This is a genomic window from Streptomyces sp. NPDC050509, assembly GCF_044457965.1.
GTDB lineage: Bacteria > Actinomycetota > Actinomycetes > Streptomycetales > Streptomycetaceae > Streptomyces.
The window spans coordinates 280948-305098 of the sequence record NZ_JBITHL010000002.1 but is presented as its reverse complement, the minus strand read 5'-3'; the positions used below and the strand labels follow the sequence as shown (position 1 = coordinate 305098).

Genomic DNA, 24151 nt, shown 5'->3' with positions numbered 1-24151 from the left:
GCTTAGGGGATTTCCCCTACCCCCTCAAGCCTCGAAGGCCGTTCTTCCGCACGGCTCCGGCCTGCGCGACCAGAACGACGGCCTCGGGGCTCCCGAGTACGGCGATGTCGCGCACCGGATCGCCGTCCACCACCACGAAGTCGGCCGTCTTTCCGGTTTCGAGGGAGCCGAGGCGCTCGTCCACGCCGAGGAGCCGGGCCGCGTCGAGGGTGCCGGCCGTGATCGCGTCGAGCGGTGTCATGCCCAGCTCGACCAGGTAGGACAGTTCGAGCAGGTTACGGGCGTGCGGCACGACCCCGGCGTCCGTGCCCAGAGCGATGCGCACACCGCGGCTGATGGCGTGCGCGATGTTCTCCCTGCTGATCCCCGACCAGCGGCTCTTCTTCTGGTAGTGGTACGCGGGCATGGCCGCCCGGTCGAGCGGAGCGAAGACGGTGGACAGGGTCGGCACCAGGAAGGCGCGCTGCTCCAGCGCCAGATCGCAGAGTTCGTCGGTGATGCCGTAGCCGTGCTCGATGCTGCTGACACCGGCCCGCAGGGCGTTGCGGATGCCGGCGGTGCCCTGAGCGTGCACGGCGACCGGTTTGCCGCGGTGCCGTGCCGCCTCCTCCACCACGGCCTTCATCTCCTCGATGGTCAGGCCCTCGTCGTCGGGGTCGTCGTGGGGGCTGCCCATGCCGCCGGTGGCACAGAGCTTCACGACGTCGGCACCGGCGCGCAGCATCCGCCTGGCGGCGATCCGCGCCTCGTCGGGTGTGTCCGCGATCTCTCCCAGATGGGGGGCGGCGTCGATACCGCCCGGCAACGTGCAGTCGGCGTGGCCGCCGGTGTGGCTGATCACCCTCACGGCGACCTGGAGCCGGGGGCCCTCGATCAGCCCGCGGTCGAGGGCGGTGCGGTAGCCGGCGGGGATGCCTCCGAGGTCGCGCAGGGACGTGACCCCCGCGTGCAGGGTGGCCCGCAGCCGCTCGGCGATCTCGAAGGTCTGCACGGTGGGGTCCGTGGTCAGCCCTGAGATCAACGGGCGCTCGGGGGTCATGCTCAGATGGGCGTGGCAGTCGACGAAGCCGGGCAGCAGGGTGCGCCCGCCGAGGTCGACCGTGGCCGCGTCGGGTGTGTCGGGGGCCGCGGCGGCCGGCCCGGCGTGGGCGACGAGGCCGCCGTCGTCGACGACGAGCACCGCGTCGGGGACGGGGGCGGCTCCGGTGCCGTCGACGAGGACTGCGTTGTGGTAACGGGTGGTCAAGGGAACTCCGTTCGGAACAGGTGGGTGCCGGAGCCCACCTCTGTTTGTATCTCGGACCCCGGCAGGCCGATCAGGCCGTGCCGTCCGGTCGTGCCGGCTCCCCGGCCTGTCCGGGGACCGTCGGCAGTGCGAAGCTGAAGACCGCGCCGCGCGGCCGGTTGGGGCGGACATCGATACGACCGCCGTGGCGGGCGACGATGCGATGGCTCAGGGCCAGCCCGATGCCACTGCCGTTCGCCTTGGAGGTGAAGACGCCGTCGAAGACGCGGTCGTCGGGGGGCGAGCCGTGGCCCTGGTCGTGGACGGCGAGTTCGGCGTGGCCGTCCGTACCGCGCCTGGTGGTGATCCGTACCGCTCCCTCCTCGGCGGGCCAACGGGCCATTTCCTCCACCGCGTTGAAGGCGAGGTTCATCACTACCTGTCCGATGAGCACGTTCTCGCAGCACACCGGCAGCGGTGCGTCGTCGAGGTCGAACTCGACGGGTATCCGGTGCTGCCGGGCACGCAGTTCGATGAAGTAGGCGCAGTCGCGCACGATCTCGTTGAGGTCGATGACCCGCTCGCACTGCTCCAGTCGGCCGACGTACTGACGCAGACTGTCCAGGATGCGCCGGGCCCGCTCGATCTGCCGGACGGCGTTGTCCAGGCCCCAGGCCACGGACTCGCCGCCGCCGTTGAGCCTGCCGCGGGCCCCCTCGACGAAGTTGTAGGCGGCGGCCAGCGGCTGGCTCACCTCGTGGGCGATCGCCATCGCCATGTCGCCCATGGCGTTGTAGCGGGCCAGGTGGTCGAGGTGCTGGGTGTCGCGCCGGTGCCGCTCCTCGGCGCGGACACGGTCGGTGATGTCGTAGAACAGCAGCATCCTGCCGTTGAGGTCGCTCTCGATCTCCGTGTACTGGCAGGTGGCGGCGTACCAGCGGGGTTCACCGCCGGGTGCGGCGAACCGGTAGCGGCCCTCCTGGCCGGGTACGGGGTCGCCGCAGCAGTAGGGGGCGAAGCCGGCGCCGGTCGGGTCACCTCCGAGCAGCCGGACGGCGGACTCGCTGGCGAAGAGGACCCGGTCGGAGTCGTCGAGGACGACGATTCCCTCGGCCAGGCTGCCGAGGAGGGTGCGCATCCGGTTCTCCGTCCGGAGCAGATCGCGTCGGACCGCCTTCTCGTCGGCGATGTCGCGGAACTGCACCATCACGACTGTGCGGGCGGCCAGTTCGACCCGGACCGCGACCGCCTCGGTGAGAATCTCCTTGCCGGTCCTGGAGCGGTAGCACCACTCGGTGGCGCTTACGCCGTGCTTGAGGGCGCCGCCGAGCCACCGGTGGCCGAAGGCCCGGCCGTACTGAAGGCCGTTCTTGCTCATGTCGGGCGCCTTGAGCGGTCTCAGTTCGTCGACGGTCCAGCCGAGGACCTCGCAGGCGGCACGGTTGGCCCACAGGATGTCGAAGGTAAGGGCGTCGTGGAGCAGGACGCAGTACCTGAGCGCCTGGGTCAGTTCGCGGAAGTCGTCCGGAGAGAAGGTGTCCGCCGGACGGCCCCCGACCGGCGCCGGCCCGCCGGGCGGCGCTGTGCCCATCGCGCTGTCTTCTTTCCCCGCCCCGCTCATCGCCTCATCGCCTCTCCAGTCTGAGCACGTCGCGCACCAGCGTCGGGATGCTCTCGGCACCGGTCTTCTCCCTGATGCGGGCGCGGTGTACGTCGACGGTCTTGGCGCTGATGCCGAGCCGTGCGGCGATCTGCTTGTTCGAGGCGCCCTCGACGGACAGCCGCAAAACCTCCGCTTCCCGTGCCGTGAGCTGCTCCAGCCGGGAGCGGAGTTCCCGCTGCTCCGTCTCGCGGGCGAAGCGGTCCTGAGCAGTGCGCTGTGCCGCCTGCACCACGTCCAACATGTGCTGTGGGTCGTAGGGCTTCTCCAGAAAGTTGACGGCGCCGTTCTGCATCGCCCGCACGGACATACGGATGTCGCCGTGCGCCGAGACGAAGACCACCGGCAGCGGTGACCCCGCCTCGTTGAGCAGTTCCTGCACGCCGAAGCCGCTCAGCTCGGGCATCCGCACGTCGAGTACCAGGCAGGACGGCCGCTCACGGTCGTAGCACCGCAGGAAGGCCCGCGCGTCGTGGTGACGCTCCGAGCGGATGCCGACCGATTCGAGGAGCCAGGCGAGCGACTCACTCAGCTCCTCGTCGTCGTCCAGGATGTGGACGAGGCACATCTCAGGCATCCCAGACGGCCCGTGCGGTCCAGTACTCGCTGCCGTCGGCGCTGACGCCGTGCCGCCACTCGGTGGTGCGGCGCAGGGCGGGTTCGACCCGGGCGGTGGCCTCGTCGGCGCCTTGCGGGCCGTCCTCGGCGACCGTCCAGTGCACCCAGTTGACCTCCCGGCCCATGCTGTCGTGGGTGAACAGGTCGACGTGGTGCCAGCCGTAATGGTGGGTGTCGGCGTAACAGGTCAGGAGCATCGCGCGGTCGTTCATCGCTCCTCCGGGAATGGCGCGCTGAAGAGTCGTTCGGTGCGGAAGGAGGCGATGCGGGGACGGCCGTCGTCGAGCCGGAAGGTCACGTCGAGCCGTGCGACCATGATCTCGCTCCGGCCGGACTCAAAGCGGGAGAGCTGCTGCATGGGCCAACTCCCCCGCGCTGTCGTGCTGTCGGTGTCCACCGTGCCGGGGAACAGCAGATGGACGTTGGTACGGAAGTGCGGGTGGGGAGGCAGGTATCGCGACAGCATCGCGACGATCGCCGCGCGGCCCTCGGTACGGCCGAACTTCTCCGCGTAGTCGCTGCCGACGCCCTCCCAGACAGCGTCCTCGGTGAACAGGTCCCCCAGGTCTCCGCTCGCCCGGACGGGTACGTCGCACAGGGCGAGGTACCGGGCCAGGGCCTGCTCGACGTCGGCGGTCACGACGCGGCCTGCCTCAGCCGCTGGGCGCGGCGCTCCGCCTGCCGGCCCGGATCGGGCACCGGGGCGGCCAGCAGCAGCCTCTTGGTGTAGGCGTGTTGCGGACGTTCGGTGACCTGCGCCGCGTCGCCGCTCTCCACGATGTCGCCGCGGTAGAGCACCGCAACTCGGTGGCTGATGTGCCGGACGACGGACAGGTCGTGGGTGACGAAGAGGTACGCCACTCCTGTCGCCTCCTGGATCTCGATGAAGAGGTCCAGTACGCGCGCCTGGGTGGTCAGGTCCAGGGCGCTGACCGGCTCGTCACAGACGATCAGTCGCGGCTCCCGGCACAGGGCACGGGCGATTGCGATGCGCTGGCGCTGCCCGCCGGAGAACTCGCGGGGCAGCCGGCCCGCGGCGTCCTGGGGGAGATGGACGTAGTCGAGCAGCTTCTGCACCCGGTTCTCGGCCTCGGCCCGTGCGACACCGGTCACCAGCAGCGGCTCGGTGAGGATGTCCATCACCGTCATCGCCGGGTTGAGCGAGGTGAAGGGGTCCTGGAAGACGACCTGGATGTCCTTGCTGAGCGCCCGCCGTTCCCGCTTGCCCAGCCGGGAGAGGGCCCGCCCCCCGTAGCGGATCTCGCCGCCGGTGACAGGAGCCAGACCGAGGACAGCCCGGCCGAGTGTGGTCTTGCCGGAGCCGGACTCGCCGACCAGGCCGAGTGTCTCGCCGGGGGCGATGGACGCGGAGACGCCGTGCAGGACACGGAAGGGTTTCTTGCCGCGGCTCTTGGCCGGGTACTCCACGACGACGTCGTCGAGTTCGAGCAGCGGCGAGGCGCCGGAAGCCTTCGAAGTCATGACGTCACCTCCTTGCGGGTCTGGTCGGGGGCGCGCAGCGGACCGCGGGCGGGTCCGCCTTCGAGGGTGGAGTCCAGAAGCATCCGCGTGTACGCGTGGCCGGGGGCGGCGAAGATGTCCCCCGCCGGCGCCGTCTCCACGATGCGGCCCTTCTGCATCACGGCGACCCGGTCGCAGATGTCGGCCACGACACCGAAGTCGTGGGTGACGATGATCATTCCCATCCGCCGCTCTTCCTGGAGCGAGCGCATGAGGTCGAGGACTTCGGCCTGGACGGTGACATCGAGGGCGGTGGTCGGCTCGTCCGCGATCAGCAGTCGTGGGTCGCAGGAGACGGCGCCGGCAATGAGAACGCGCTGGGCCATGCCGCCGGACACCTGGTGCGGGTAGGACCCGAAGACCCGCTCCGGGTCGGGGATGCCGACCCGGGCCAGCAGTTCGAGCGCCTTGGTGCGGGCCTCGGCCCGGGACAGTCCGAGGTGTTTCCGTATGGGTTCCACCAGCTGGAAACCGATGCGGAAGCAGGGGTCCAGGTTGGACATGGGCTCCTGCGGGATGTAGCCGATGCCCGCGCCGCGCAGGGCATTGAGGGCGGGGATACCGAGTGTCAGCAGTTCTTCACCGTCGAAGACGAGCCGGTCCGCCGTCACCCGCGCCTCGTCGGGCAGCAGGCCGAGCACGGAGAACGCGGTCTGGCTCTTGCCGGAGCCGGACTCACCGACCAGGCCGAGGACTTCACCGCGGTTCACGGTGAGGTCGACGCCGTCCACGACCGTCTTCTCGCCGTAGGAGACGCGCAGCCCCGCCACGGTGAGCAGTCGGTCCGCGGTCGGTTCGGCGGGCGCGGCGGCCAGTGCCGGGGCCGTCCGGGCGGTGGGCCTCATGTGCTTGACGGCTCGGGGCGGGGCCGTGCCGAGCGCGTCGCGCACGGCGTTGCCCAGCAGGCTGGCGGCCAGAATGGTCAGCCCCATCGCGATGCCGGGCCACACCAGCAGCGTGGGAGCGTTGTAGACGTTGGTGAAGGCGTCGTTCAGCATGGCGCCCCAGCTGGCCTGGGACGCCTTGCCGAGGCCGAGGAAGGCGAGCCCCGCCTGGATCCCGATCGCCACGGCGAACACCTGGGTCGCCTGGATGACGGACGGCGCGACCACCACGGGCATGACGTGCCGCCGCATGATGCGGGCGTCGCCGAGCCCGGAGACACGGGCCGCGTCGACGTACAGTTCCTCGCGGACCGCGAGGACCGAGGCCCGGATCAGCCGGAAGACCATCGGGGCCATGATCACGCCGAGCACGATCATGGCGACGTTCAGGTCCTGTGAGACGGCCGCCATCACCACGAGCAGCACGATGATCGCGGGAACGGCCATGATGACGTTGACGATCCAGCCGGCCACCGCGTCGAACCAGCCCCGGTAGAAGCCGCTGACCAGGCCGAGCGGCGCTCCCACCGCGAAGGCGACGAGCACGGCGAGAGTGCCGCCGAGAAGGCTGGTCCGGCCGCCGTACAGCAGCCGGGACAGTACGTCTCGGCCGACGCCGTCGCCGCCGAGCGGATGGGCACCGGACGGGGGCGCGAGGGTGTCGGTCATGACGCTCTGGTCGGGCGCCTGGCTGGTGAGCAGCGGCGCCGCGAGACTCGCGGCGATCACCAGGCCCAGCACGGCGAGGCAGACCAGGGCGAGGGGGTCGCGCAGCGCGCGGCGCAGCAGACCCGTGCGTGCGGGCGCCACGGTGGCCGGGGCGGTGGACTCCGCGATGGTCATGAGACACGCACCTTGGGGTTGAGCCAGCCGTAGGCGACGTCCAGCAGCAGATTGACGGCGACGACGATGACGACGGTGACCACGACGGTGCCGAGCAGCACGGGTGCGTCGCCGCGGACGGCGGCCGAGTTGGCCAGGGTTCCGATGCCGGGCAGGCCGAACACCTTCTCCACCACCACGGCGCCGCCGATCAGCCCGATGAACTGCAGGGCGAGGACGGTCAGGGCGGGCGGGGCGGCGTTGCGCAGCGCGTGCCGGAACACGACGCTTCGGGTGCTCAGACCGCGGCTGCGCAGGGTGCGCACGAAGTCGGCCCGCAGGACGTCGACCAGGGCCCCGCGCACCTGCATGGCGGTGGCGGCGGTCGCGCCGACGGCCAGGGAGGCGGCGGGCAGGGTGATCGAGCGCAGCCAGTCGACACCGGAAGCGTCGATGGCGACGTAACCGGTCGCCGGCAGCCAGCCGAGCTGGACCGCCAGGGTGACCGCGAGGACGAGGGCGATCAGGAAGCTGGGGGCCGCGGTGCCGAGCACGGCCCCGACCTGTACGAGCCGGTCCACCCAGCCGCCACGCAGAGCTGCGGCCGTTCCCAGGAGGACGCTGAGCACCGCGGCGGTCAACAGGCCGGCCAGCACCACGGAGAGAGTGACCGGCAGAGTGTCCACCAGTGACTGGTTCACCGAGTCGCCGGTGAACCAGGACGCGCCCAGGTCACCCTGCACGGCCTGCTGCACCCAGTGCCAGTACCGTTCGGCCAGGGGCTGGTCCAGGCCGAGTTCGTGGCTCTTGGCGGTGACCGCGGCCCGGGTGGCGGTCTCGCCCAGGATGTTGCGGGCCACGTCGGTGCCGGTGAGGCTGAGAAGCAGGAACGTCGCGGTGGCCACGACCACCACCAGGACGGCGCCGGCGGCGATGCGCCGGAACAAGAAGACAAGCACGGGCAAACCCTCCTTCCGCGTAGAAGCGGTTCGGCGGCTACGAGGACGCCGGCTCGTAGTTGTAGATGGGTGGGTACTGGGCGCCGGGCTGCGGCGTGACCTTGACGTCCTTGGCGGTCGCGTAGGCGTTGACCATGACGTTCCACGGGGCGTTCCATGCCTGGTCGACGACGTAGGTGTTGAGTTCTTGGAAGAGCTCGGTCCGCTCGGCGTCCCCGCTCGCCCCACCGATGCGCGTGATGAGCTCGTCGACCTTCGGGTCGTCGTACTTGAGGGGGTTCCAGGTGGAGTTCTTCAGCAGCTGGAGCTGGGCCTTGCCCCAGGGCGTGGTCGCGCCCAGCTTGAAGTAGGACATCGCGTACTTGCCCGCCAGCAGGCTGCTGAAGAGCTGGTCGCTGGGCAGGTTGTCCAGGGTGACCTTGATGCCGATGTCCTTGAGGGACTGGGTCAGCGCGGCCTGTTCCTGCGGGAAGATCGAGGACATGTCCGGGACGGTCACCGAGAAACCGTTCGGGTATCCGGCCTCGGCCAGCAGTTTCCTTGCCTTCTCCGGATCGTACGCGTACGTGTCGTCCAGGCCCGGCTTGTGGCCTTCCTCGTTGCCTGCGAAGAGCTGCGCGGTGGGGGTGCCCAGTCCGGTTTTGGACGACTTGATGATGGCCTTCTTGTCGAAGGCGTGGTTGAGGGCCTGGCGCACCTTCAGCTTGCCGAGGGCGGGCACGATCCTGCCGGCGCGGTCCCAGATGTACAGGCCCTCGATGTCGCCGGGCTGGTAGGTCTGGACGTTCAACCCGCGGGCCTTGACGGTCTTGATCCGGTTGAGGTTGAGGGTGGCGCCGTCCAGCTGGCCGGACATCACGGCGTTGGTGCGCGCGGTCTGGTCGGAGATGTACTTGATGACGACCGTGTCGTACGGGAAGGCGTCGGCGTTCCAGTAGTCGGCGTTACGCGTGTAGGTGTAGGCCGTGCCGGCGGTGGTGGCAGCCGTGTCCAGCTTGTACGGGCCGGAGCCGACGGGTGTCTTCGGATCGTCCAGCGACCTGGGGCTGGCGATCATGCCGGAGACCTGGCCGAGCGCGGGCAGCAGGGCCGCGGTGGGGTGGCTCAGCCGGATGGCCACGGTGTGGTCGTCGACGACGTCGACACCGCTGATGTCCTGGATCAGTGCGGCGGCGCTGCCCGTGCCGCCCTTGGTGTGCGTCAGGTTCTTCTTCACCGCGTCCGCGTCGAGGACGGTGCCGTCGGTGAACGTGATCCCGTCACGCAGCTTCAGCGTCACGGTGGTCCGGCTCTTGTCGTACGACCACGACGTGGCCAGGTTGGGGGTGGGCTCCCCCTTGGCGTCCAGCCGGATCAGAGTGTCGTAGACCGGCTGGTAGTACTGGGCCTCGGGGCCGATGCTGGCGTCGGCGAGGTCCCAGGGTGTGGCCGTGACCGACTCGCCGAGCGTCAGGGTCGCGTCGCGGCCCGAGGTGCCGGCGCCGCCGCCGCAGGCGGTGACGGTCGCGGTCAGAAGTCCGGCGCCGACAAACGCCACTGTTTTACGCATGTTCTCTCCACCTGTCTCATTCCCTTGGCTCCTGCTCGTACCGCAGCCGACCGCACACGGCCGACCGCGTGATCGCCCCGCGTCGCGCGGCCGGAGCCGTGCGGTCGGGGTGCCGGGCGCGTAACACCGTCATCGCGCGGCCCGCACGACCCACTCGCCGCACAGTCGCACGCTCTCCTCGGGGGTCGGCCGGGCCCCGCGGTCGACCTCTACGACAAGCCAGCCGTCGAAGTCGTCCGGCAGCGCGGAGACGAAGCCGTCGATGTCGGCGTTGCCGTGCCCCGGCTCCGACCACAGGCCGGCCAGCACCGTCTTGCGGTAGTCCCAGCCCGCCTCCCTGGCCCGCGTGGCGAGGTTCAGGTCGAGGTCCTTGATGTGGACACTCGCCACCCGGTCCGCGTAGTCACGCACCAGCTGTGCGGCATCGGCACCCGCCCAGGCCAGGTGCCCCATGTCGGGGCCGAAGGCGAGGACGGAGGCGTCGACGGTGTCGAGGACGAAGCGGGTCTCCTCCTCCGTCTCCGCCCAGGTGCCAACGTGCGGGTGGAAGGCGGGCGTGACGCCTTCGGCGCGGATGATCCCGGCAATCTCGGCCAGCAGGTCGCGGACCCGCTCCAGGCGGCCCTGCTCGGCGAGATGGCCGACCGCGGGGCGGGCCACGCGCTCGGCGTCCTTGGCCATCCCCATGGCGAGGAAGACGACAGGAACGCCGAGTGCCGCGTGCTGTGCGGCGACCCGGGCCGCGTTGTCCCGGAAGGTCTGCCGCTCGGTCTTGTCGTCGCTGAGGCGGACGGGGATGTAGCCGGGGCCGGGGGCGATGCCGTGCTCGGCGAGTTTGGCGGCGTACTGCTCGGGGGTCAGGTCGCGGGGGACGTCGCTGTGCAGTGTGGTGATCCCCGCGTCGCGGATGACCGTCAGCCGGGTGTCGAGGGACGGGGCGAGCGAGGGGTCGATCCAGCCCTCGGCGCTCGCGACCCACTGCAGCGGATTGATGGCGAGGCGGTTTTGCCTGAACTTCATGGTCGGTGGTCCCTTTCGGTGGGCTCAGTGGGAAGGACGCGAGGCGGGGCGCTCGCAGCTGCTCTCCAGAGCGACGAAACGTTTCTCCTGCTGGGAGGTCTCGAAGCTCGCGAGCACCTCCAGGGTGTGGAAGGCGAATGCCGGGTTGGCACGGTGCGGGCCGCCTTCGATCGCTCCGGCCAGGTCACGGACCCCCAGCCCGCGGCGCAGCTGTTCGGGCGTGCCCACGGCACCGAACAGCTCGGTGACCGGGGCGAGCACCTGCCACTCCTGGTCCTGGTGGCGCTTGAGGCGCACGTCCCCGTCGAAGAAGTTGGGGTTGGGCAGCGAGAGGGTGCCCTCGGTGCCGTAGATCTCGATGCGTGGCAGCTCTGTGTCCCAGACGTCGAAGCTCATCAGGGCGGTGCCGATGACGCCGGAGGCGAAGGTCAGCGTGGCCGAGACGTGCGTGGAGACCTCGACGGTGACCTCGTCGACCACACGCTCGGGGCTGGTCACCTTACGCGTGGGCGCACCGATGCGGGTGGCGGCAGATACCTGCGCGACGGGGCCGAGGCAGTTGACGAGTGCGGCCATGTAGTAGGGGCCCATGTCCAGCACGGGGCCGCCGGCGGGTCCGTAGAAGGCGCGCGGGTCGGGGTGCCGGGTCTCGACGCGGCTGGAGCGCACGAAGGCGGTGGCGCCGACCGGCTCGCCGATCAGACCGTTGTCGAGGGCGTTCCGGGCGGTCTGCACGGCGCTGCCGAGGAAGGTGTCGGGGGCGGAGCCCAGCAGGTACCTGCCGCGGGTCGCCGCGTCGAGAACCTCGCGGGCCTCCTCGATCGTTGCGGCCAGGGGCTTCTCGACGTAGACGTGCTTCCCGGCCTCCAGCGCCGCCATGACGGTCTCGGCATGGAACTGCGGCGGGGTGATGTTGACGACGATCCCGACGGAGTCGTCCGCCAGGAGCTCGTCCGCGTCGCCCGACGCCGGGATGCCGTGCTCGGCGGCGGCCTGCTTGGCCCGTGAGGTGTCTATGTCGGCCACCCGGACCACGTCGAGTTCCGGGAAGGTGCGCAGGCCCTCGACGTAGCGGCCGAAGATGTCGCCGGCGCCGAGGATGCCGATGCGGTGCCGTGTCTGCTGCTGAGTCATGAATCTCCTGGTGACGATGGGGAGGCAGAACAGTGATGTGGCGTCAGGCGACGATGAGCGGCTTCAAGGTGCGGTGGGCGATCTCCAGGCCCGTCTTCACCCGGTCCTCGGTGCCGCCCCAGACCGGGTCCTCGTGCTCGACGGAGAGAGTGCCGGTGAAGCCGTTCTCATACAGGGCGTCCACGACGGCGTTCCAGTCGACCTGCCCGCGGCCCGGTACGCGGTAGCGCCACCAGCCGGTGTCCCAGGGGTCCTCCCGGCGCACCGCCTTGCCGAAGAAGCCGTAGCGGTCGACCTTGCCGGGCTGGATCTGGAGGTCCTTGGCCTGGGCGTGCACGATGCGGTCCGCGTAGGGCGCGACGGTGGCGACCGGATCGATGCCGATCCAGATCAGATGGGAGGGGTCCCAGTTGAGGTACAGCCCGAGGGAAAACATCCACTCCCACAGCTCGGGGGAGTAGGCGAGGTTGCCGGGGTAGCCGTCGGGGTGCCAGCCCTCCATCACACAGTTCTCGATGATCAGGCGTATGCCCTTCTCCCCCGCGTACTCGACGAGTTCGGGGAAGATCTTCTCGGCCTCGTCGAGGTTGGCGCCCACCGGCCGGGTCCAGTCGCGGCCGACGAAGGTTCCCACGTACGGGACCTCAAGGAGGGCTGCCGCGTCCACGGCCGCCTTGAGATGAGTGTGGATCTCCTCGCGCCGGGCGAGGTCGGGGTGCAGATTGTTCTCGTAGTAGGCGAGTGCGGAGATCTCCAGCTTGTGGCGGTCCACGAGGGCCCGGGTCTCATCCGCGGCGCGGGCGTCGAAGTCCGCCACGGGAAGATGGGCCGCCTCGAAGTCCCGCCCGCCGGTGCCCGGCCAGACGGCGACCTCCAGCGCTTCGTATCCGGCCTCGCCGGCCCAGTCGGCGATCTCGGCGAGGGTGAGCCGGGGCAGGCAGGCGGTGAGCATGCCGAGTTTCATGCGGTGGTCTCCAGGGCTGCGGGTGCGGGAGTGACGTCGGTCCAGGAGAGCGACGCGGTGGAGGCCAGGACGGCCTCGACGAGGCGGGCGGAGCGGACACCGTCGGCACCGGTGGGCAGCCCTTCGGGGGCATCCCCCCGGACGGCGGCGTAGACGTCGGTGACGAAGGAGGCGAAGCAGTCCGCGTAGCCCTGGCCGTGCCCGGCGGGCAGGCGGGAGAGCCGGCGCTGCTCGGCCGAGCCCTGGCCGGGGTCACGGAAGAGCACACGTGCACCGTCCGCCGCACCGAACCAGACGGTCTCGGGGTTCTCCTGGTCGAAGACCGCGCTGCAGGCCGAACCGTCGAGCTCGAACCACAGTCGGTTTTTGCGTCCGGCCGACACCTGGGAGACGGTCAGGCTGCCCAGCACGCCCTCGCCGGTACGCATCAGCACGGTGGCGACGTCCTCGGTGCGCACGGGGACGCGCCGGCCCTTCGTGGTGCTCGTGAAACTCGGGCCGGTCCCTGTGGGGCGGGTGGCGACGGTGGTGCCGAGCCGCGCCGTCAGTTCCGTGAAACGGACCCCCGCGACCCATTCCACGAGGTCGCACCAGTGGGAGCCGATGTCCGCGAACGCCCGGGAGGGGCCTCCGTCGGCCGGGTCGACCCTCCAGGACATGGCATCCTCCGGCAGCATCCAGTCCTGCAGATAGCTGCCGTGGAGCAGCTGCCAGGCCCCGAACTCACCACTCAGCCTGCGGGCGCGGATCTCGCGCACGAGCGGGTGGTAGCGGTAGACGAAGGGTATGGCGAGCAGCCGCGACGCCTTCTCCGCCTGTCGGACCAGACGTTCGGCCTCTGCGGCCGACGTGGCGAGCGGCTTCTCGCAGATCACGTGCTTGCCCGCGGCCAGCGCCGCCTCCGTCTGCCGGACGTGCAGCGCGTTGGGAGTGCAGACGTGGACGACGGAGACACTGTCGTCGGCCAGGACGGCTTCGAAATCCGGGTAGCGGACAGGGACGCCCCAAGCGTCGGCTGTCCGTGCGCTGCGTTCGGGTGTCGAGGCCACCACCCCGGCCAGCTCGCCGCCGGCGGCGCGGATCGCGGAGGCGTGCACGGCGCCGATCATTCCGGCCCCGACCACCACGGCCCGTATCGTTCCACCCACCGCTGCACCTCCGCCGTCCTCTGTGTGACCGCGACCCGAACGCCGCGTTGCGCATCACCATCGTTTAGTTCGCGCAATGTGCACAAGAGGCGCTATTTAATTTTTCCTAAGGCCTAAATGTGATCCAAAACGCGTGGCATGTCCGATTAACTCCCACAGAAGGTCTGCCGAGTAAAGACTGTTGACGGACCCAAGGAGGAAACATTACGTTCACTCGAATGCATAAAGATGACGGCAGTATCGAGGCGCCGACGGAGTCCGCGCAGGTGCCCTTTGCGCTGCGCAGAGTGCTGGACCTCGTGGTCACCGGCCAGGCAACCAACCGGGCGGAGATCGCCCGCCGCAGCGGCCTGGCCAGGTCGACCGTGGGGCAGCAGGTCGACGACCTCGTCGGCACGGGCGTCTTGGAGGAGACCGAGTCCCGGCGCTCCGTGCGCGGCCGTCCCCCGCGCGTACTGACGATCAGCCCCCAGGCGGGTACGGTCATCGTCGCCGACATCGACACCTCGGTCTCGCGGGTCGCCATCGCCGATCTCACCCGCCGGATGATCGCGCAGGAAACCGTGAACATCCGGATCGACGCGGGCCCTGGGGCGGTGCTCGACGCGGTGACGGAACGGCTGCGATCCCTGCTGGAAAGACACCGGCGTGCCCCCGGCCGGGTCCGCCAGGTGGTCGTCGGTCTGCCCGGGCCGGTCGACTTCGAACAGGGGTGTGCGGTGCAGCCGACCGGCATGCCCGGCTGGGACGGCTATCCTGTCGCCGACCACGTGCGAGAGCGCTTCGGTGCACCCGTGGTAGTGGACAACGACGTCAACCTGATGGCTCTGGGCGAGGCCGTGCAGGGGCGGTTGGAGACCCCGCTGCTCTGCATAAAGATCGCCAGCGGTATCGGTTCGGGGCTCGTCACCGCCGACGGCGACCTCTACCGCGGAGCTGACGGGGCGGCCGGCGACATCGGGCACATCAGGGCCGTGGGCGGCGGCAACGTACTGTGCGTCTGCGGCAACATGGGCTGCGTGGGCGCCCTGGCGTCCCATCGCGCGGTCCTGCGTGGCCTGGGCATTCCCGAGGCCACCGACGACGACGCGCTGCACGGCGCCCGCGAGTTGGCCCGGCGCATCGCCGAAGGCGATCCCACGGCCCTGCACGCCGTCCGGCAGGCGGCGACGGAGATCGGCGAGGTGGTCGCCATGCTGGTCCACATGTTCAATCCGCGCACGGTCGTACTGGGCGGCCCGCTGAGCGAGGTGCGCGACGACCTCGTGTCCGCCGTACGCGCCGCCGTCTACCAGCGCGCGCTTCCCCTGGCCACCCGCAAACTCACCATCACGGCCACCCAACTGAAGGGCGCGTCAGGGCTGCACGGTGGTGTCGCCCTGGCCACGCGGGAGGTATTCAGCACCACGGGGGTCGCACGGCTGCTCGCCGGCTCGCAGTGAGCCGACGTGCTCTTCGCATTGCTCAGCGACGGCACGTTCTGCCAACCACCAACCCCGATCACCGGTAGTACGTTGTCGTCGCGCCCGCTGGTGCCGGCCTCGGCTGGCGGATCCAGCCGTACAGACTCCTGGGATGCACTCCAAGATCGACGGCCAGCTTCTTGACCTGAGGCTTCGGATCGGCAGTGCAATACATCCGCACCGGGCCGGGGCCGCCACCCCCCGGCCCGACTGAGTCGTAAAGGGCCTCTGAGCTGGCACTTTGTCGTCCGGGTGGTGGTTCTTGCTTGCCGCCTAGTCCTGCGCCAGAAATCCTGGCAATGAGCCAGTTCCATCTTGATCAGGTGGCGAGTTCGAGGGCAATGACGGCTCGGACGACGGCGGTGATCCGGGTGGTGCTGCAGCGGAGCTCCGCAGAAGCCGCCAGCATTTGAGGGTGGCTATGGCACGTTCGCCGAGGCTGTGGATCTTGGCGTGATCGCGGTGGTGACACCAACGCCAGCCGCGCAGACCCTTGCCCCGGAACGGTACACGGACAGAAGGACCTGCGCCCTGATACGCCTTGATGCTGATCGGAAAATCAAGGCGTGCCGAGGAGCCGGCCGTCATGTCCGCGTACCTTTCGGGGGCCGCCGGCTCAAGCGCTGGAAGCGACGGCACAACAGCACCCAGGCCAAAATCCGGTGCCTCGGCGAGCAGGCCATGGCTGTCCTGAAGGGCTGGCGCCTGCTACGCAAGCTCCGCTGCAGCACCGACCGGATCACCAACATGGTGAAGGCCGTCGTCATCCTTCACCATGCGTCAACCTGAGGTTGGAAATGGCTCAATGCCCAGTGTGTCCGGGGTGGCGCGGGCGTCGGCATCCTTGACGCCTCACGGTTTGCCGCCGATCACGGACCAGAGTTCACACACCGCTGACGCGGCCGCCCGCCGGAGGGAAGGCCGCCAAGCAGGTGCCTGCGCATGGGCACCTGCCCGGCGACCTTCATGTTGCTGGGTGGGTGCCCCTCAGATCTGCTGTGGACGTCACACCGTCCGGCACATGAAACGTGGCCCAGACGGTGAGCGGATCACAGCAGGACCCCGGAGGCCCGGTCGACGATGGTGCGCACCAAAGCGCCGATGCGCTGGACATCGGCCCGATTCATCCGCCCGACCGGGACCGCGGTATTGAACGCCATGCGCAGCGCGGGAAGTTCGGCCGGGAACGCCACCGCGACGGAGGAGACGCCTTCTTCGCTCTCTTCCGAACTCGTCGCGTAGCCCCGTCGCCGGATGGTGGTGATCTCCTTCTCCAGTGCCTTGCGGCTGCGGAGCGAGTGTTCGGTGAGCCCGGGCAGTTCCTCCTCCGGGTAGAGCTGGTGGAGTTGCTCGGTCGACAGAGTCGACAGCATGGCCTTTCCCGTCGACGTGCAGTGCGCGGGCATGGACTGGCCGAGTCGCGAGGCCACTCGTACGGCTCGCGGACTCTCGATGGCGTCGATGAACCGCACGGTAGTGCTGTCCAGCACGCCGAGATGAACGGTCTCGGTGGTTTCACGGTTGAGCTCTTCGAGATACGGCCGAAGCGGCTCCCGGACGTCGAACCGCTGGAGGATCGAGAAAGCGACCCCGGTCAGCGCGGGCCCCGGCACATATGCCTTCGTGCGGGTGTCCTGACGCACGAAGCCCCGATACTGCAGCATCGCGAGGAGGCGGTGCGCCGTTGAAGTAGCGACGCCGAGGAACTTGGCCACCTCCGTGAGCCGCAACTCGCTGCGCTCCCCCATGAACAGCAGAATCCGCATCGCGTTGTCGACCGACTCAATCGGGTACTGCGGCCGGGCCCCTGTGACAAGTCCCTGGTCCGGAGATGACGATTTCTTCATAGCAGAAATCTTATGTCAGCGAAGTACGTGCTGAGGGCGACCAGTCCGACCGGGGCTCGAAGCGAGCAGGCCGGACAGGGACATCGGCCGGTTTCCCTTGTTCCAAGGGCTCTTCACTGCAGCGCTCACCAGCAGCTGGTACTGCGATCGCTAGGGGGCGCTCGGCAGGATGAACAGGAGCCAAGTGAGTACCGGTGCGGTCACTGCCATGGAAAGGCCCCAGGTGAGCATGGTCCGGAACAGCTTTGACCGTTCCATTTCGGGAGCGTTGGCCAGTGTCAGCGCTCCTACGGACGAGAACGGGGTCGAGTCCACGACGGTGGCGCAGACGGCCAGCGAAACGATCAGGGCGGTGCTGCCGACATCGCCCTGCGCGAGGAACGGCACAGCAAGAGGTATGAGCACTCCGAGCAAGCCGGCGCTGGACGCGAACGCCGAGGTCACCGCCGCTACCAGGCACAGAAGGAATGCCGTGAGCAACGGCTGGCCCAGGTCGCCTATGCCCTCGCCGACAACCTCCACCGTGCCATAGCGCTGCAAGGCTGTCACGAAGGTGACAATGCCGCAGATCAGGAGCACGACCGACCAGACGATCTTGGTGTCGGCCTGGGCAAACCTCACCGGGAACAGCGTGTGCAGGAGCGCGGCCGCTATCAGCGCGAGGAATCCGATCTCGACGTCGAAGGCGAGGGCACCGACCGCCACACCGACCAGAACCACGAGGGTGGCCGCCTGGTCGAGCCGCAGCCTGGCCTTCGTGGCGGTGGGCCCGTCGGAAGCGACGTCGCTACCACCTGCCACTGGCGGAATGTTGTCCTCGCCCACCACGGAGGCACCCCCGCCGCCGACCGCCGCGCTAGCCCGTGCGGGAGCCGCGACACCGGCTCCGGAACCTGGGGCAACCGCGAGCGATGCGGGCCGTGTGCGGCTCTCGCGCCGGAGCTTACGGCCACCGAACACGAAGTAGATGACGATGGCGAGACCAAGGTTGTACGCGGCATTGCCGAAGAAGAGATCCACCGCCGAAACCGAGAAGCCGTTCGACTTGGCGGCCTGCTGGACGATGATCGCCAAGCCGTTGAGCGGTGAGAAGTTCCCGAGGCATGAGCCGTGCATGACCATGAGCGCGGACATGCGCCGGTCGATGCCATAGCGCCTGCCGAGCCCGAGACACACCGGTGCGAGCATGGCCACGCCGGCAGGGCCCAGCGCTCCCGCCGTGGTGGGCACGGCGGAGAAGCAGAAGATCAGCCATGGGACGAGAGCCGGCCGGTCACCGAGGAGCCCGACCGCCCTTTCGATGAGCCATTCCAGTGTGCCGTTCACGGCCGCGAGGCCGAACAGGTAGGTCACGCCGACGAGCAGGACGAAGAGGTCCGGCGGAAACCCGGAAAGGATCTTGGCGGCGTCCTCGTGTACCACCAACTTCCCGATCAGGAAGGCGGCGATGAGAGCGAGGGCGCCGATATTGACCGGTTTCAGGGTGCCGATAACGAAGACGAGCGCGAGGGCCACGACTCCGATGACATGGATGGACATAGAAATTTCCTCTGGCCGCGACAGTGGGGCCACCGGCACCGCCCACCGGAGCGGGGGCAGGCCGGTATCTATTTCTGTAGAGCAGAATCACTTTCTTCAGAATGCCTGTCGGCATCAAGACCTGTGCCGAACATCGCGGTCTCTGAGCCCGCGGAGCCGAGTTGCCTGCAGGGGGCACCAGGCACGGTCGGGCCGGGCGCGACAACGCGCGCGGAAGCCGACCAGGAAGGAGGACCGCTCAGGACTCGGAAGACAGCGGTGCATGGACCGCTCAGGAAAGTCGGGCGAGTTCGTGGCGCCAGGCCGTCGCGGTGTTGAACGACCCGCCCAGGTCGGGCAGTTCGGCCATGTCCGCCTCCGGCAGGTCGGCCAGCTCCCCTCCGGCGCTGACAACGCGCAGGGAAAGTGTGGCGATCCGGTCGACGCTGACGGCCTGCAGAACTGCCTCTTCCACACTGGCGGCAGCACTGGTCAGGCCGTGGGCCCGCAGCAGCACCACTGGGTGTCCTGCCATGGAGGCGACCATCTCCGCCGCCAGCCGCCGGTCGCGTACAAGGACGCCGCGCGGATGGACGGGCACCCCGTCGGCGGCGAGGCGGGTGCCGGGGATGTCGAAGGCGCCGACGATCGGGCGGATCGTGATGCCGGCGAGGTCGGCGGCGACGACGTCCGGGGGGTGCGCGTGCACCACCGCAGCGATATCGGGGCGGGTGCGCAATACCTCGGTGTGCAGCGGGAGTTCGTTCGGCGGGGCGTACCCACCGTCGAGTTCCCCCGCGCCCCCCGCCTGTCCGTCGAGGTCGACCAGCCGGATGTCGTCGGCGGTGGTGAACGCCAACCCGCGTTCCTGTGGGCCGCGGCAGCGGACGAGCAGCCGTCGCTCGTCGATACGCAGGCTGATGTGCCCGAGGATTCCATCGGCCAGCCCGCGCTCCGCGAGCACCTGGCAGGCTTGGGCGATCGTCGACCGCAGCGGGTCGAGTTCAGTACTCGAGGGTGAGGTCATGGCACTCATCCGGCCTTCCGCACTGCGTGCTTCACTGTGGTCTCCATGCTGTGTCGCACCTCCTCCACCGGGGGCGCTGTGCTCACCGCCCGGCGGCACAGGATCAGGGCGCGCGGCCAGTTCACGGTCAGGGCCCCGGCAAAGGTGCCGTCCCGGTCTCCGTAGAGCACGGCGAACGAGCGGTCCGGATCCGTGCCGTGAACCGTCATGTGGTCCAGCTCGGCACCCGTGCGGCCGGTGAGCTGGATCTTCCAGTCGTATTGATCGCTCCAGACGTACTCGAACGGTTCGTGAGCACGCAGTTGCCCGGGATGGGCGATGTTGTGGGCCACGCACGCGGCCTGCTCCACAGCGTTGGTCCAGTGTTCCACGCGGGTGAGCCGACCGTGCCGGGGGTGGAACCAGCGCGCGACATCGCCGACGGCGTACACGCCCGGTCCGCCGATGGCACGGCAGTACTGGTCGCAGACCACACCGTCCTCGATGCGCAACCCGGACGAGAGCAGCCACTCGTCGTTGGGCAGTGCGCCGATACCGACGACGACGGTGGCCGCGGCCAGCTCCGACCCGTCACCGAGGTGAACGGTCAGCCCGTCGTCCGTGGCGTCGATGCCTGTGACGCCGACGCCGAAGTGGGTCATGACCCCGCGCTCGGTGTGGAGTCGGGTGAACAGTGCCGCGACGGGAGGGTTGAGCACCCGGCTGAGCGGCACCGCGACGGGATCGACGACGGCGACGTCGGCGATACCCATGGTGCGGGCCGTGGAGGCGACCTCGGCGCCGACGAAGCCGGCCCCTATCACCACGAGCGGGCCGCCACGACGCAGGTCCCGGCCGAGCGCCGTGGCGTCGCTCAGGGTACGCAGCACATGCACGCCGGGCGGTTGGCCCCAGGGAGATGACCGGGCCCGTGCCCCGGTGGCGATGACGAGATTGTCGTAGGCGAGGCGCTCGCCGTCGGCGAGTTCCACGAACCGTTCGGTGGTGTCGAGTCGGGTGGCGGCGCAGCCGAGCCGCAGGCGGATGTCCACGTCGGACGCCTCCCCCTCGGACAGCAGGGTGATGCTCCCGGCAGTGGCGTCCCCGCTCAGCAGCGCCTTGGAGAGCGGCGGTTTGTCGTACGGCAGCGTCTCCTCTTCGCCGACGAGCACGACCTCCCCTTCGTACCCGGCGCTGCGCAGTGCCTGTGCGGTCCGCACGCCGCCGACCGAGGACCCCACGACCACCGTGGTCAAAGTCATGAGTCCTCCACTCTCAGCGCAGATGCCGGGCAGGTGCGGGCGGCCTCTTCGATACGGGCCCGCTCGGACGCCGGGATGTCGGTCCTGAGCAGTACGACGAGCCCGTCGTCGTCGATGTCGAACGCGTCGTCGGCCGCCACGACACAGTTGGCGTAGCCCTGGCAGAGATCCAGGTCGGCCTTGATCACGGCCATGTCGGTTCCTCCTGAAACACAGTGATGGGCAGTCCTCTCATGCCTTGACGACCATCCCCCCGTCCGGATGCACGACCCCGCCGGTAATGCCGCGCGATCGTTCGGATGCCAGGAAGACGTAGCTCCAGGCGTGGTCGGCACCTGACAGGGCAACGCGCAGCGGTACACGGTCGGCGATCTCCTCCGCTCGGCGCGGTGTGTCGCCCAGGCTTCGGGTGTCGAGCCCGAGGCTGCCCAGACCGCGCAGGTCGGTGCCGACGGTCCCGCCCGGAGCCACTCCGTTCACCCGGACATCCGGGGCGAGTTCGTGGGCGAGGGCGGTGACCAGCCCCCGTACCGCGAACTTGGACGACACGTAGAGCACGCCGCCTCGCCCCGGGTAGTACGACGACGCCGACTCGGTGAGAACGATCGACCCACGGCTGTCCCTCAGCGCGGGCAGAGCGGCCTTGACGGAGTGGAGATGGCTCTTGACGTTGACGGCGAACATCTCGGCGAAGGCGTCGTCGATCCGGTCGGCGTCCAACTCCCCGAGGCCCTGGTAGAAGTCGAAGACCCCCACACAGTTGACCAGGATGTCCAAGCCTCCGAACGCGGACACCGCGGCCTCGACGGCTTGCTCGTTCGCCCGGCGGGTGGTGGCGTCACCGGTGACGACCGGTGTGCCGGGGACCTCGCTGGACAGCTTCGCGCACTTGGCCGCGTCCCGTTCGAGGACGGCCACCTGCGCGCCCTCACCCCGAAAGGCGTCGACGACGGCCCGACCGATTCCCGAACCCGCGCCGACGACAAGGGCACGCCTGCCCTCCAGCCACCCCGTCATGACTCTTCCTCCCGCCCCGTATCCCTGTCCGTCTCCGTCTCCGCTTCGATGAGGGGACCGAACGGCTTGCCGATCATCCGCGAGAACGTTGCCGGGTTCTGCCAGGTCAAAGCCTCGACCTCCAGTGGGCACAGGGCGATCCACTGGCCCGACTTCGGTGACTCGATCAGCAGCCGTGAACCGTTGCGGGTCTCCACCCGGCAGACTCGGACCTCGGCGAACTCGTTGCCCAGGACGATCGGTTCGCCCTCCTGGTGAGCGAGGAACGCGCTGCGCTCGGCGGCCGCACGGGCAGCGGCCCGCGCGTCCTCCTCTTCTCCTTCCCAGCGCGGCTTCACAGGAAGATCGCCAGGTTCTGGGTGCGCAGCACCGAGTCGTCGACCAGGATCGAGCGCCGGGCGAGCAGCCAGCCCTCTCCACCGGGGGCGCGGCGCAGGAGGTCCTCCCGTCCGGCGGAGATGACCGCGGCTTCCTGGACGTCACCGCGGCTGCGGTAGAGCAGGACGGCCGAGTCCACGACGAGGTGGTCCGGGTCCTCGGTGGCGAAGGTGCGTACGTTCGCGACATAGTGCCGCAGTCGGGAGGGCGGGTCCTCGGTCCAGGCATGCTCGGTCTGGAACCGCGCGACCCTCCGCGACAGCGAGTACTTGTTCTCGTCGAAGTGGGCCATGCCGGGCGCGGAGTCGTATCCGGCGCCGAGGGCGGTGGTGACCCGTACAGGCATGATGTAGTGGATGTCCTCGGCCAGCACGTCGAGCCAGTCGTCGTAGTGCTGGGCGTCGAGGATGTAGGCCTCCTCGACCAGCCAGTGATGCGCCTCCAGATGCCGCTCGTCGGAGAACGGCAGCGACCGGCCGGCCCGTTGGACCCTCGATGCGTGTCCGCCGAGGGCCGACTCCCTGGAGTAGGGGCCGCCGTTACCGGTCGGACGGGTGTCCGCGCGCGAGGTGCTCATCGTTCGGCCCCCTTCGCGCCACCGGCGGCCTGAGACACCGCGGTGTCATCCTCGTGCACACCGCTCACCTGCACCTGACGCACTGGGGCGGCCGGGCGCTCCATGTGCTCCGCCCACCGCTCCAGCAGGTGCCGCTGGTTGTACTCGCCGTAACCGACATACGCCTGTCCCGGCCCCGCGAACTCCTCCGGGGGGAGCGGGGGTACGACGGCGCTCCCGTCCTCCAGGAGGCCCATCCGGCTGTTGAGCAGCAGCCGCCGGGCCATCGAACCCGCGGCGGTGTTGGTCAGCGAGACCCAGTTCTCGACGTCGTCCTGCTCGAACATCCCCGTGCTGCCGAAGCACATCAGATAGGCCTTGTACGACAGCGCCTTGAACTCCTCCGGCGCCTCGGCGTCGACCATGAACCAGGACAGCACCTCGGTCTCGTCCGGGCCGATGGGTTGCCAGGTCCTCAGCGAGATGAACGGCAGAACGTCGTCGGAGTCCTCGACCTTGGGCCAGTTGTGCACAAGGCTCATGTTAGGGAACAGTGAGGCGGCGGAGATCATGAAACCGTCACGGCCGATGAGGTCGAGCTGGCTCTGCGACCAGGTCTTCTTCATCTTCTCGACCATGACGTCGGGGTAGCCTACGTAGCCCAGTTTCTCCTCCAGGGTGCCGGGCGCCAGTTTGTAGGTCGTGCCGCCCCCGTTGTCCGCCCAGTAGGTGCAGCCGTCCTTGCGCTTCTCCGCCTTCGGCTCCCGGAACAGGCCGATCTCGACCACGCTCGTGTGGGTCTGCGGCGTGTGGTACATGTCGCCGGCGAAGTTCTCCGCGCCGATCTTCCAGTTCGCCTTGACCCGCCAGCGCTGCGGGCCGCGCAGCTCGATCCCGCTCTCGGACTGCCTGGTGTAGTAGTCCAGATAGAAGGCGAAGTCGCCGAGGTACTCCCGAAGCGGCGGAGCGTCGGGGTCCATGCTGACGAAGATCAGCCCGTTGTAGGTGTCCAGCGACGGGGCCGGCAGTAGCGTCTGGCCCTTGCGCCGGAAGCCCGCCTCACCGCCGTAGGCCTCCTTATGGAAGGGCAGTCCCGCGATGCGACCGTCGTTGCGGTAGGACCAGCCGTGGTAGGGGCAGCGGAAGTGCGAGGCGTTGCCCATTTCCGCCCGGCACACCTGCATTCCGCGGTGCAGACACATGTTGAACAGCGCCCGCACCTGTCCGTCCTCGCCCCGCGCGACGATGAACGAGTCCTCCAGGACGCGGCGCACAACGTAGTCACCAGCCTGTGGGATCTCGGACTCGTGGCCCACGAACACCCACGCGCGGTTGAACAACCGCTCGCGCTCCAGGCGGAAGATCTCCTCGTCGTTGTAGATGTGCGCCGGGATCATTCCCCGCCGCACGTCCGCAAGGAGACGGTCCATATCGGTCATGGCTGACTCCAACTCACAGATCGCTCATTGCTCTGCTTTGCAGAATAACTATCTGCCCAGAAGAATCCACTCTGCCTCACTTCATGTCAACCGCCCGCGTCGTGCGTTGACCGGCCGGGGCGGCCGGCGTTAGATTTCTGCACACCAGAGGGTCATTCTGT

General features: G+C 69.1%; 23 protein-coding genes and 1 pseudogene. 2 read left to right on the top strand and 22 right to left on the bottom strand.

Features of this window, described 5'->3' with window-relative positions:
- Positions 1–16: 16 nt before the first annotated feature.
- The 13 genes from ACIBJC_RS06655 to ACIBJC_RS06595 form a co-directional block, all read right to left on the bottom strand.
- Positions 17–1246 carry an amidohydrolase family protein gene (locus tag ACIBJC_RS06655; RefSeq protein WP_399288858.1) on the bottom strand — a complete coding sequence of 410 codons (1230 nt, stop codon included), beginning with the start codon at positions 1244–1246 and terminating at the stop codon, positions 17–19.
- Positions 1247–1316: 70 nt separating this feature from the next.
- Complete coding sequence (locus ACIBJC_RS06650) at positions 1317–2816, bottom strand: sensor histidine kinase (RefSeq protein WP_399288855.1); 1500 nt, start codon at positions 2814–2816, stop codon at positions 1317–1319.
- A gap of 34 nt (positions 2817–2850) precedes the next feature.
- Positions 2851–3462 (bottom strand): response regulator transcription factor, encoded by a 612-nt coding sequence (locus tag ACIBJC_RS06645; protein WP_399288853.1) that lies wholly within the window; start codon positions 3460–3462, stop codon positions 2851–2853.
- Positions 3455–3715 carry a hypothetical protein gene (locus ACIBJC_RS06640; protein WP_399288850.1) on the bottom strand — a complete coding sequence of 87 codons (261 nt, stop codon included), beginning with the start codon at positions 3713–3715 and terminating at the stop codon, positions 3455–3457. The genes ACIBJC_RS06645 and ACIBJC_RS06640 overlap by 8 nt, the downstream gene beginning before the upstream one ends.
- Entirely contained in the window at positions 3712–4143 is a 432-nt protein-coding gene (locus ACIBJC_RS06635; RefSeq protein ID WP_399288848.1) for a nuclear transport factor 2 family protein, read from the bottom strand. The genes ACIBJC_RS06640 and ACIBJC_RS06635 overlap by 4 nt, the downstream gene beginning before the upstream one ends.
- A complete protein-coding gene (locus tag ACIBJC_RS06630; protein WP_399288845.1) occupies positions 4140–4985 on the bottom strand; it encodes an ATP-binding cassette domain-containing protein in 846 nt (281 codons plus the stop codon). The genes ACIBJC_RS06635 and ACIBJC_RS06630 overlap by 4 nt, the downstream gene beginning before the upstream one ends.
- The gene (locus tag ACIBJC_RS06625; protein WP_399288843.1) at positions 4982–6751 is read right to left on the bottom strand and encodes a dipeptide/oligopeptide/nickel ABC transporter permease/ATP-binding protein; all 1770 of its coding nucleotides are present in this window, start codon (positions 6749–6751) and stop codon (positions 4982–4984) included. Before ACIBJC_RS06625 ends, ACIBJC_RS06630 begins: the two co-directional genes overlap by 4 nt.
- Positions 6748–7689 carry an ABC transporter permease gene (locus ACIBJC_RS06620; RefSeq protein ID WP_399288840.1) on the bottom strand — a complete coding sequence of 314 codons (942 nt, stop codon included), beginning with the start codon at positions 7687–7689 and terminating at the stop codon, positions 6748–6750. The genes ACIBJC_RS06625 and ACIBJC_RS06620 overlap by 4 nt, the downstream gene beginning before the upstream one ends.
- A gap of 37 nt (positions 7690–7726) precedes the next feature.
- On the bottom strand, positions 7727–9238 hold the full coding sequence (locus ACIBJC_RS06615; RefSeq protein WP_399288838.1) for an ABC transporter substrate-binding protein: 1512 nt from the start codon (positions 9236–9238) through the stop codon (positions 7727–7729).
- Positions 9239–9367: 129 nt separating this feature from the next.
- The gene (locus ACIBJC_RS06610) at positions 9368–10258 is read right to left on the bottom strand and encodes a sugar phosphate isomerase/epimerase family protein (RefSeq protein WP_399288835.1); all 891 of its coding nucleotides are present in this window, start codon (positions 10256–10258) and stop codon (positions 9368–9370) included.
- A gap of 24 nt (positions 10259–10282) precedes the next feature.
- Positions 10283–11392, bottom strand: coding sequence for a Gfo/Idh/MocA family protein (locus ACIBJC_RS06605; RefSeq protein WP_399288832.1), 1110 nt, complete (start codon positions 11390–11392; stop codon positions 10283–10285).
- A 43-nt stretch (positions 11393–11435) separates the two neighbouring features.
- Positions 11436–12356, bottom strand: a complete 921-nt coding sequence (locus ACIBJC_RS06600) for a sugar phosphate isomerase/epimerase family protein (RefSeq protein ID WP_399288829.1) — start codon at positions 12354–12356, stop codon at positions 11436–11438.
- Positions 12353–13504 (bottom strand): Gfo/Idh/MocA family protein, encoded by a 1152-nt coding sequence (locus tag ACIBJC_RS06595; RefSeq protein WP_399288826.1) that lies wholly within the window; start codon positions 13502–13504, stop codon positions 12353–12355. Before ACIBJC_RS06595 ends, ACIBJC_RS06600 begins: the two co-directional genes overlap by 4 nt.
- A 218-nt stretch (positions 13505–13722) precedes the next feature.
- Between ACIBJC_RS06595 and ACIBJC_RS06590 the strand changes: the two genes are divergently transcribed.
- Both ACIBJC_RS06590 and ACIBJC_RS06585 read left to right on the top strand, forming a co-directional pair.
- Positions 13723–14946, top strand: a complete 1224-nt coding sequence (locus tag ACIBJC_RS06590) for an ROK family protein (RefSeq protein WP_399288823.1) — start codon at positions 13723–13725, stop codon at positions 14944–14946.
- Between the two features lie 543 nt (positions 14947–15489).
- Positions 15490–15756 (top strand): annotated as a pseudogene (locus ACIBJC_RS06585) (transposase family protein); the annotation flags it as partial.
- Positions 15757–16016: 260 nt separating this feature from the next.
- Here ACIBJC_RS06585 and ACIBJC_RS06580 read toward each other — a convergent pair.
- The 9 genes from ACIBJC_RS06580 to ACIBJC_RS06540 form a co-directional block, all read right to left on the bottom strand.
- Positions 16017–16814 carry an IclR family transcriptional regulator gene (locus ACIBJC_RS06580; RefSeq protein ID WP_399288820.1) on the bottom strand — a complete coding sequence of 266 codons (798 nt, stop codon included), beginning with the start codon at positions 16812–16814 and terminating at the stop codon, positions 16017–16019.
- Positions 16815–16964: 150 nt separating this feature from the next.
- Positions 16965–18353, bottom strand: a complete 1389-nt coding sequence (locus ACIBJC_RS06575; RefSeq protein WP_399288817.1) for an SLC13 family permease — start codon at positions 18351–18353, stop codon at positions 16965–16967.
- 271 nt (positions 18354–18624) lie between these two features.
- Positions 18625–19359, bottom strand: a complete 735-nt coding sequence (locus ACIBJC_RS06570) for a class II aldolase/adducin family protein (protein WP_399288814.1) — start codon at positions 19357–19359, stop codon at positions 18625–18627.
- Positions 19360–19364: 5 nt separating this feature from the next.
- Positions 19365–20600, bottom strand: coding sequence for an NAD(P)/FAD-dependent oxidoreductase (locus ACIBJC_RS06565; RefSeq protein ID WP_399288811.1), 1236 nt, complete (start codon positions 20598–20600; stop codon positions 19365–19367).
- Positions 20597–20794: a ferredoxin gene (locus tag ACIBJC_RS06560; RefSeq protein WP_399288808.1), complete on the bottom strand. Its 198-nt coding sequence runs from the start codon at positions 20792–20794 to the stop codon at positions 20597–20599. The genes ACIBJC_RS06565 and ACIBJC_RS06560 overlap by 4 nt, the downstream gene beginning before the upstream one ends.
- A 37-nt stretch (positions 20795–20831) precedes the next feature.
- The gene (gene hcaB, locus ACIBJC_RS06555; RefSeq protein WP_399288805.1) at positions 20832–21617 is read right to left on the bottom strand and encodes a 3-(cis-5,6-dihydroxycyclohexa-1,3-dien-1-yl)propanoate dehydrogenase; all 786 of its coding nucleotides are present in this window, start codon (positions 21615–21617) and stop codon (positions 20832–20834) included.
- Positions 21614–21955 carry a hypothetical protein gene (locus tag ACIBJC_RS06550; protein WP_399288802.1) on the bottom strand — a complete coding sequence of 114 codons (342 nt, stop codon included), beginning with the start codon at positions 21953–21955 and terminating at the stop codon, positions 21614–21616. The genes hcaB and ACIBJC_RS06550 overlap by 4 nt, the downstream gene beginning before the upstream one ends.
- A complete protein-coding gene (locus ACIBJC_RS06545) occupies positions 21952–22572 on the bottom strand; it encodes a 3-phenylpropionate/cinnamic acid dioxygenase subunit beta (protein WP_399288800.1) in 621 nt (206 codons plus the stop codon). The genes ACIBJC_RS06550 and ACIBJC_RS06545 overlap by 4 nt, the downstream gene beginning before the upstream one ends.
- Positions 22569–23990 carry a Rieske 2Fe-2S domain-containing protein gene (locus ACIBJC_RS06540; protein WP_399288797.1) on the bottom strand — a complete coding sequence of 474 codons (1422 nt, stop codon included), beginning with the start codon at positions 23988–23990 and terminating at the stop codon, positions 22569–22571. Before ACIBJC_RS06540 ends, ACIBJC_RS06545 begins: the two co-directional genes overlap by 4 nt.
- Positions 23991–24151: the final 161 nt, after the last annotated feature.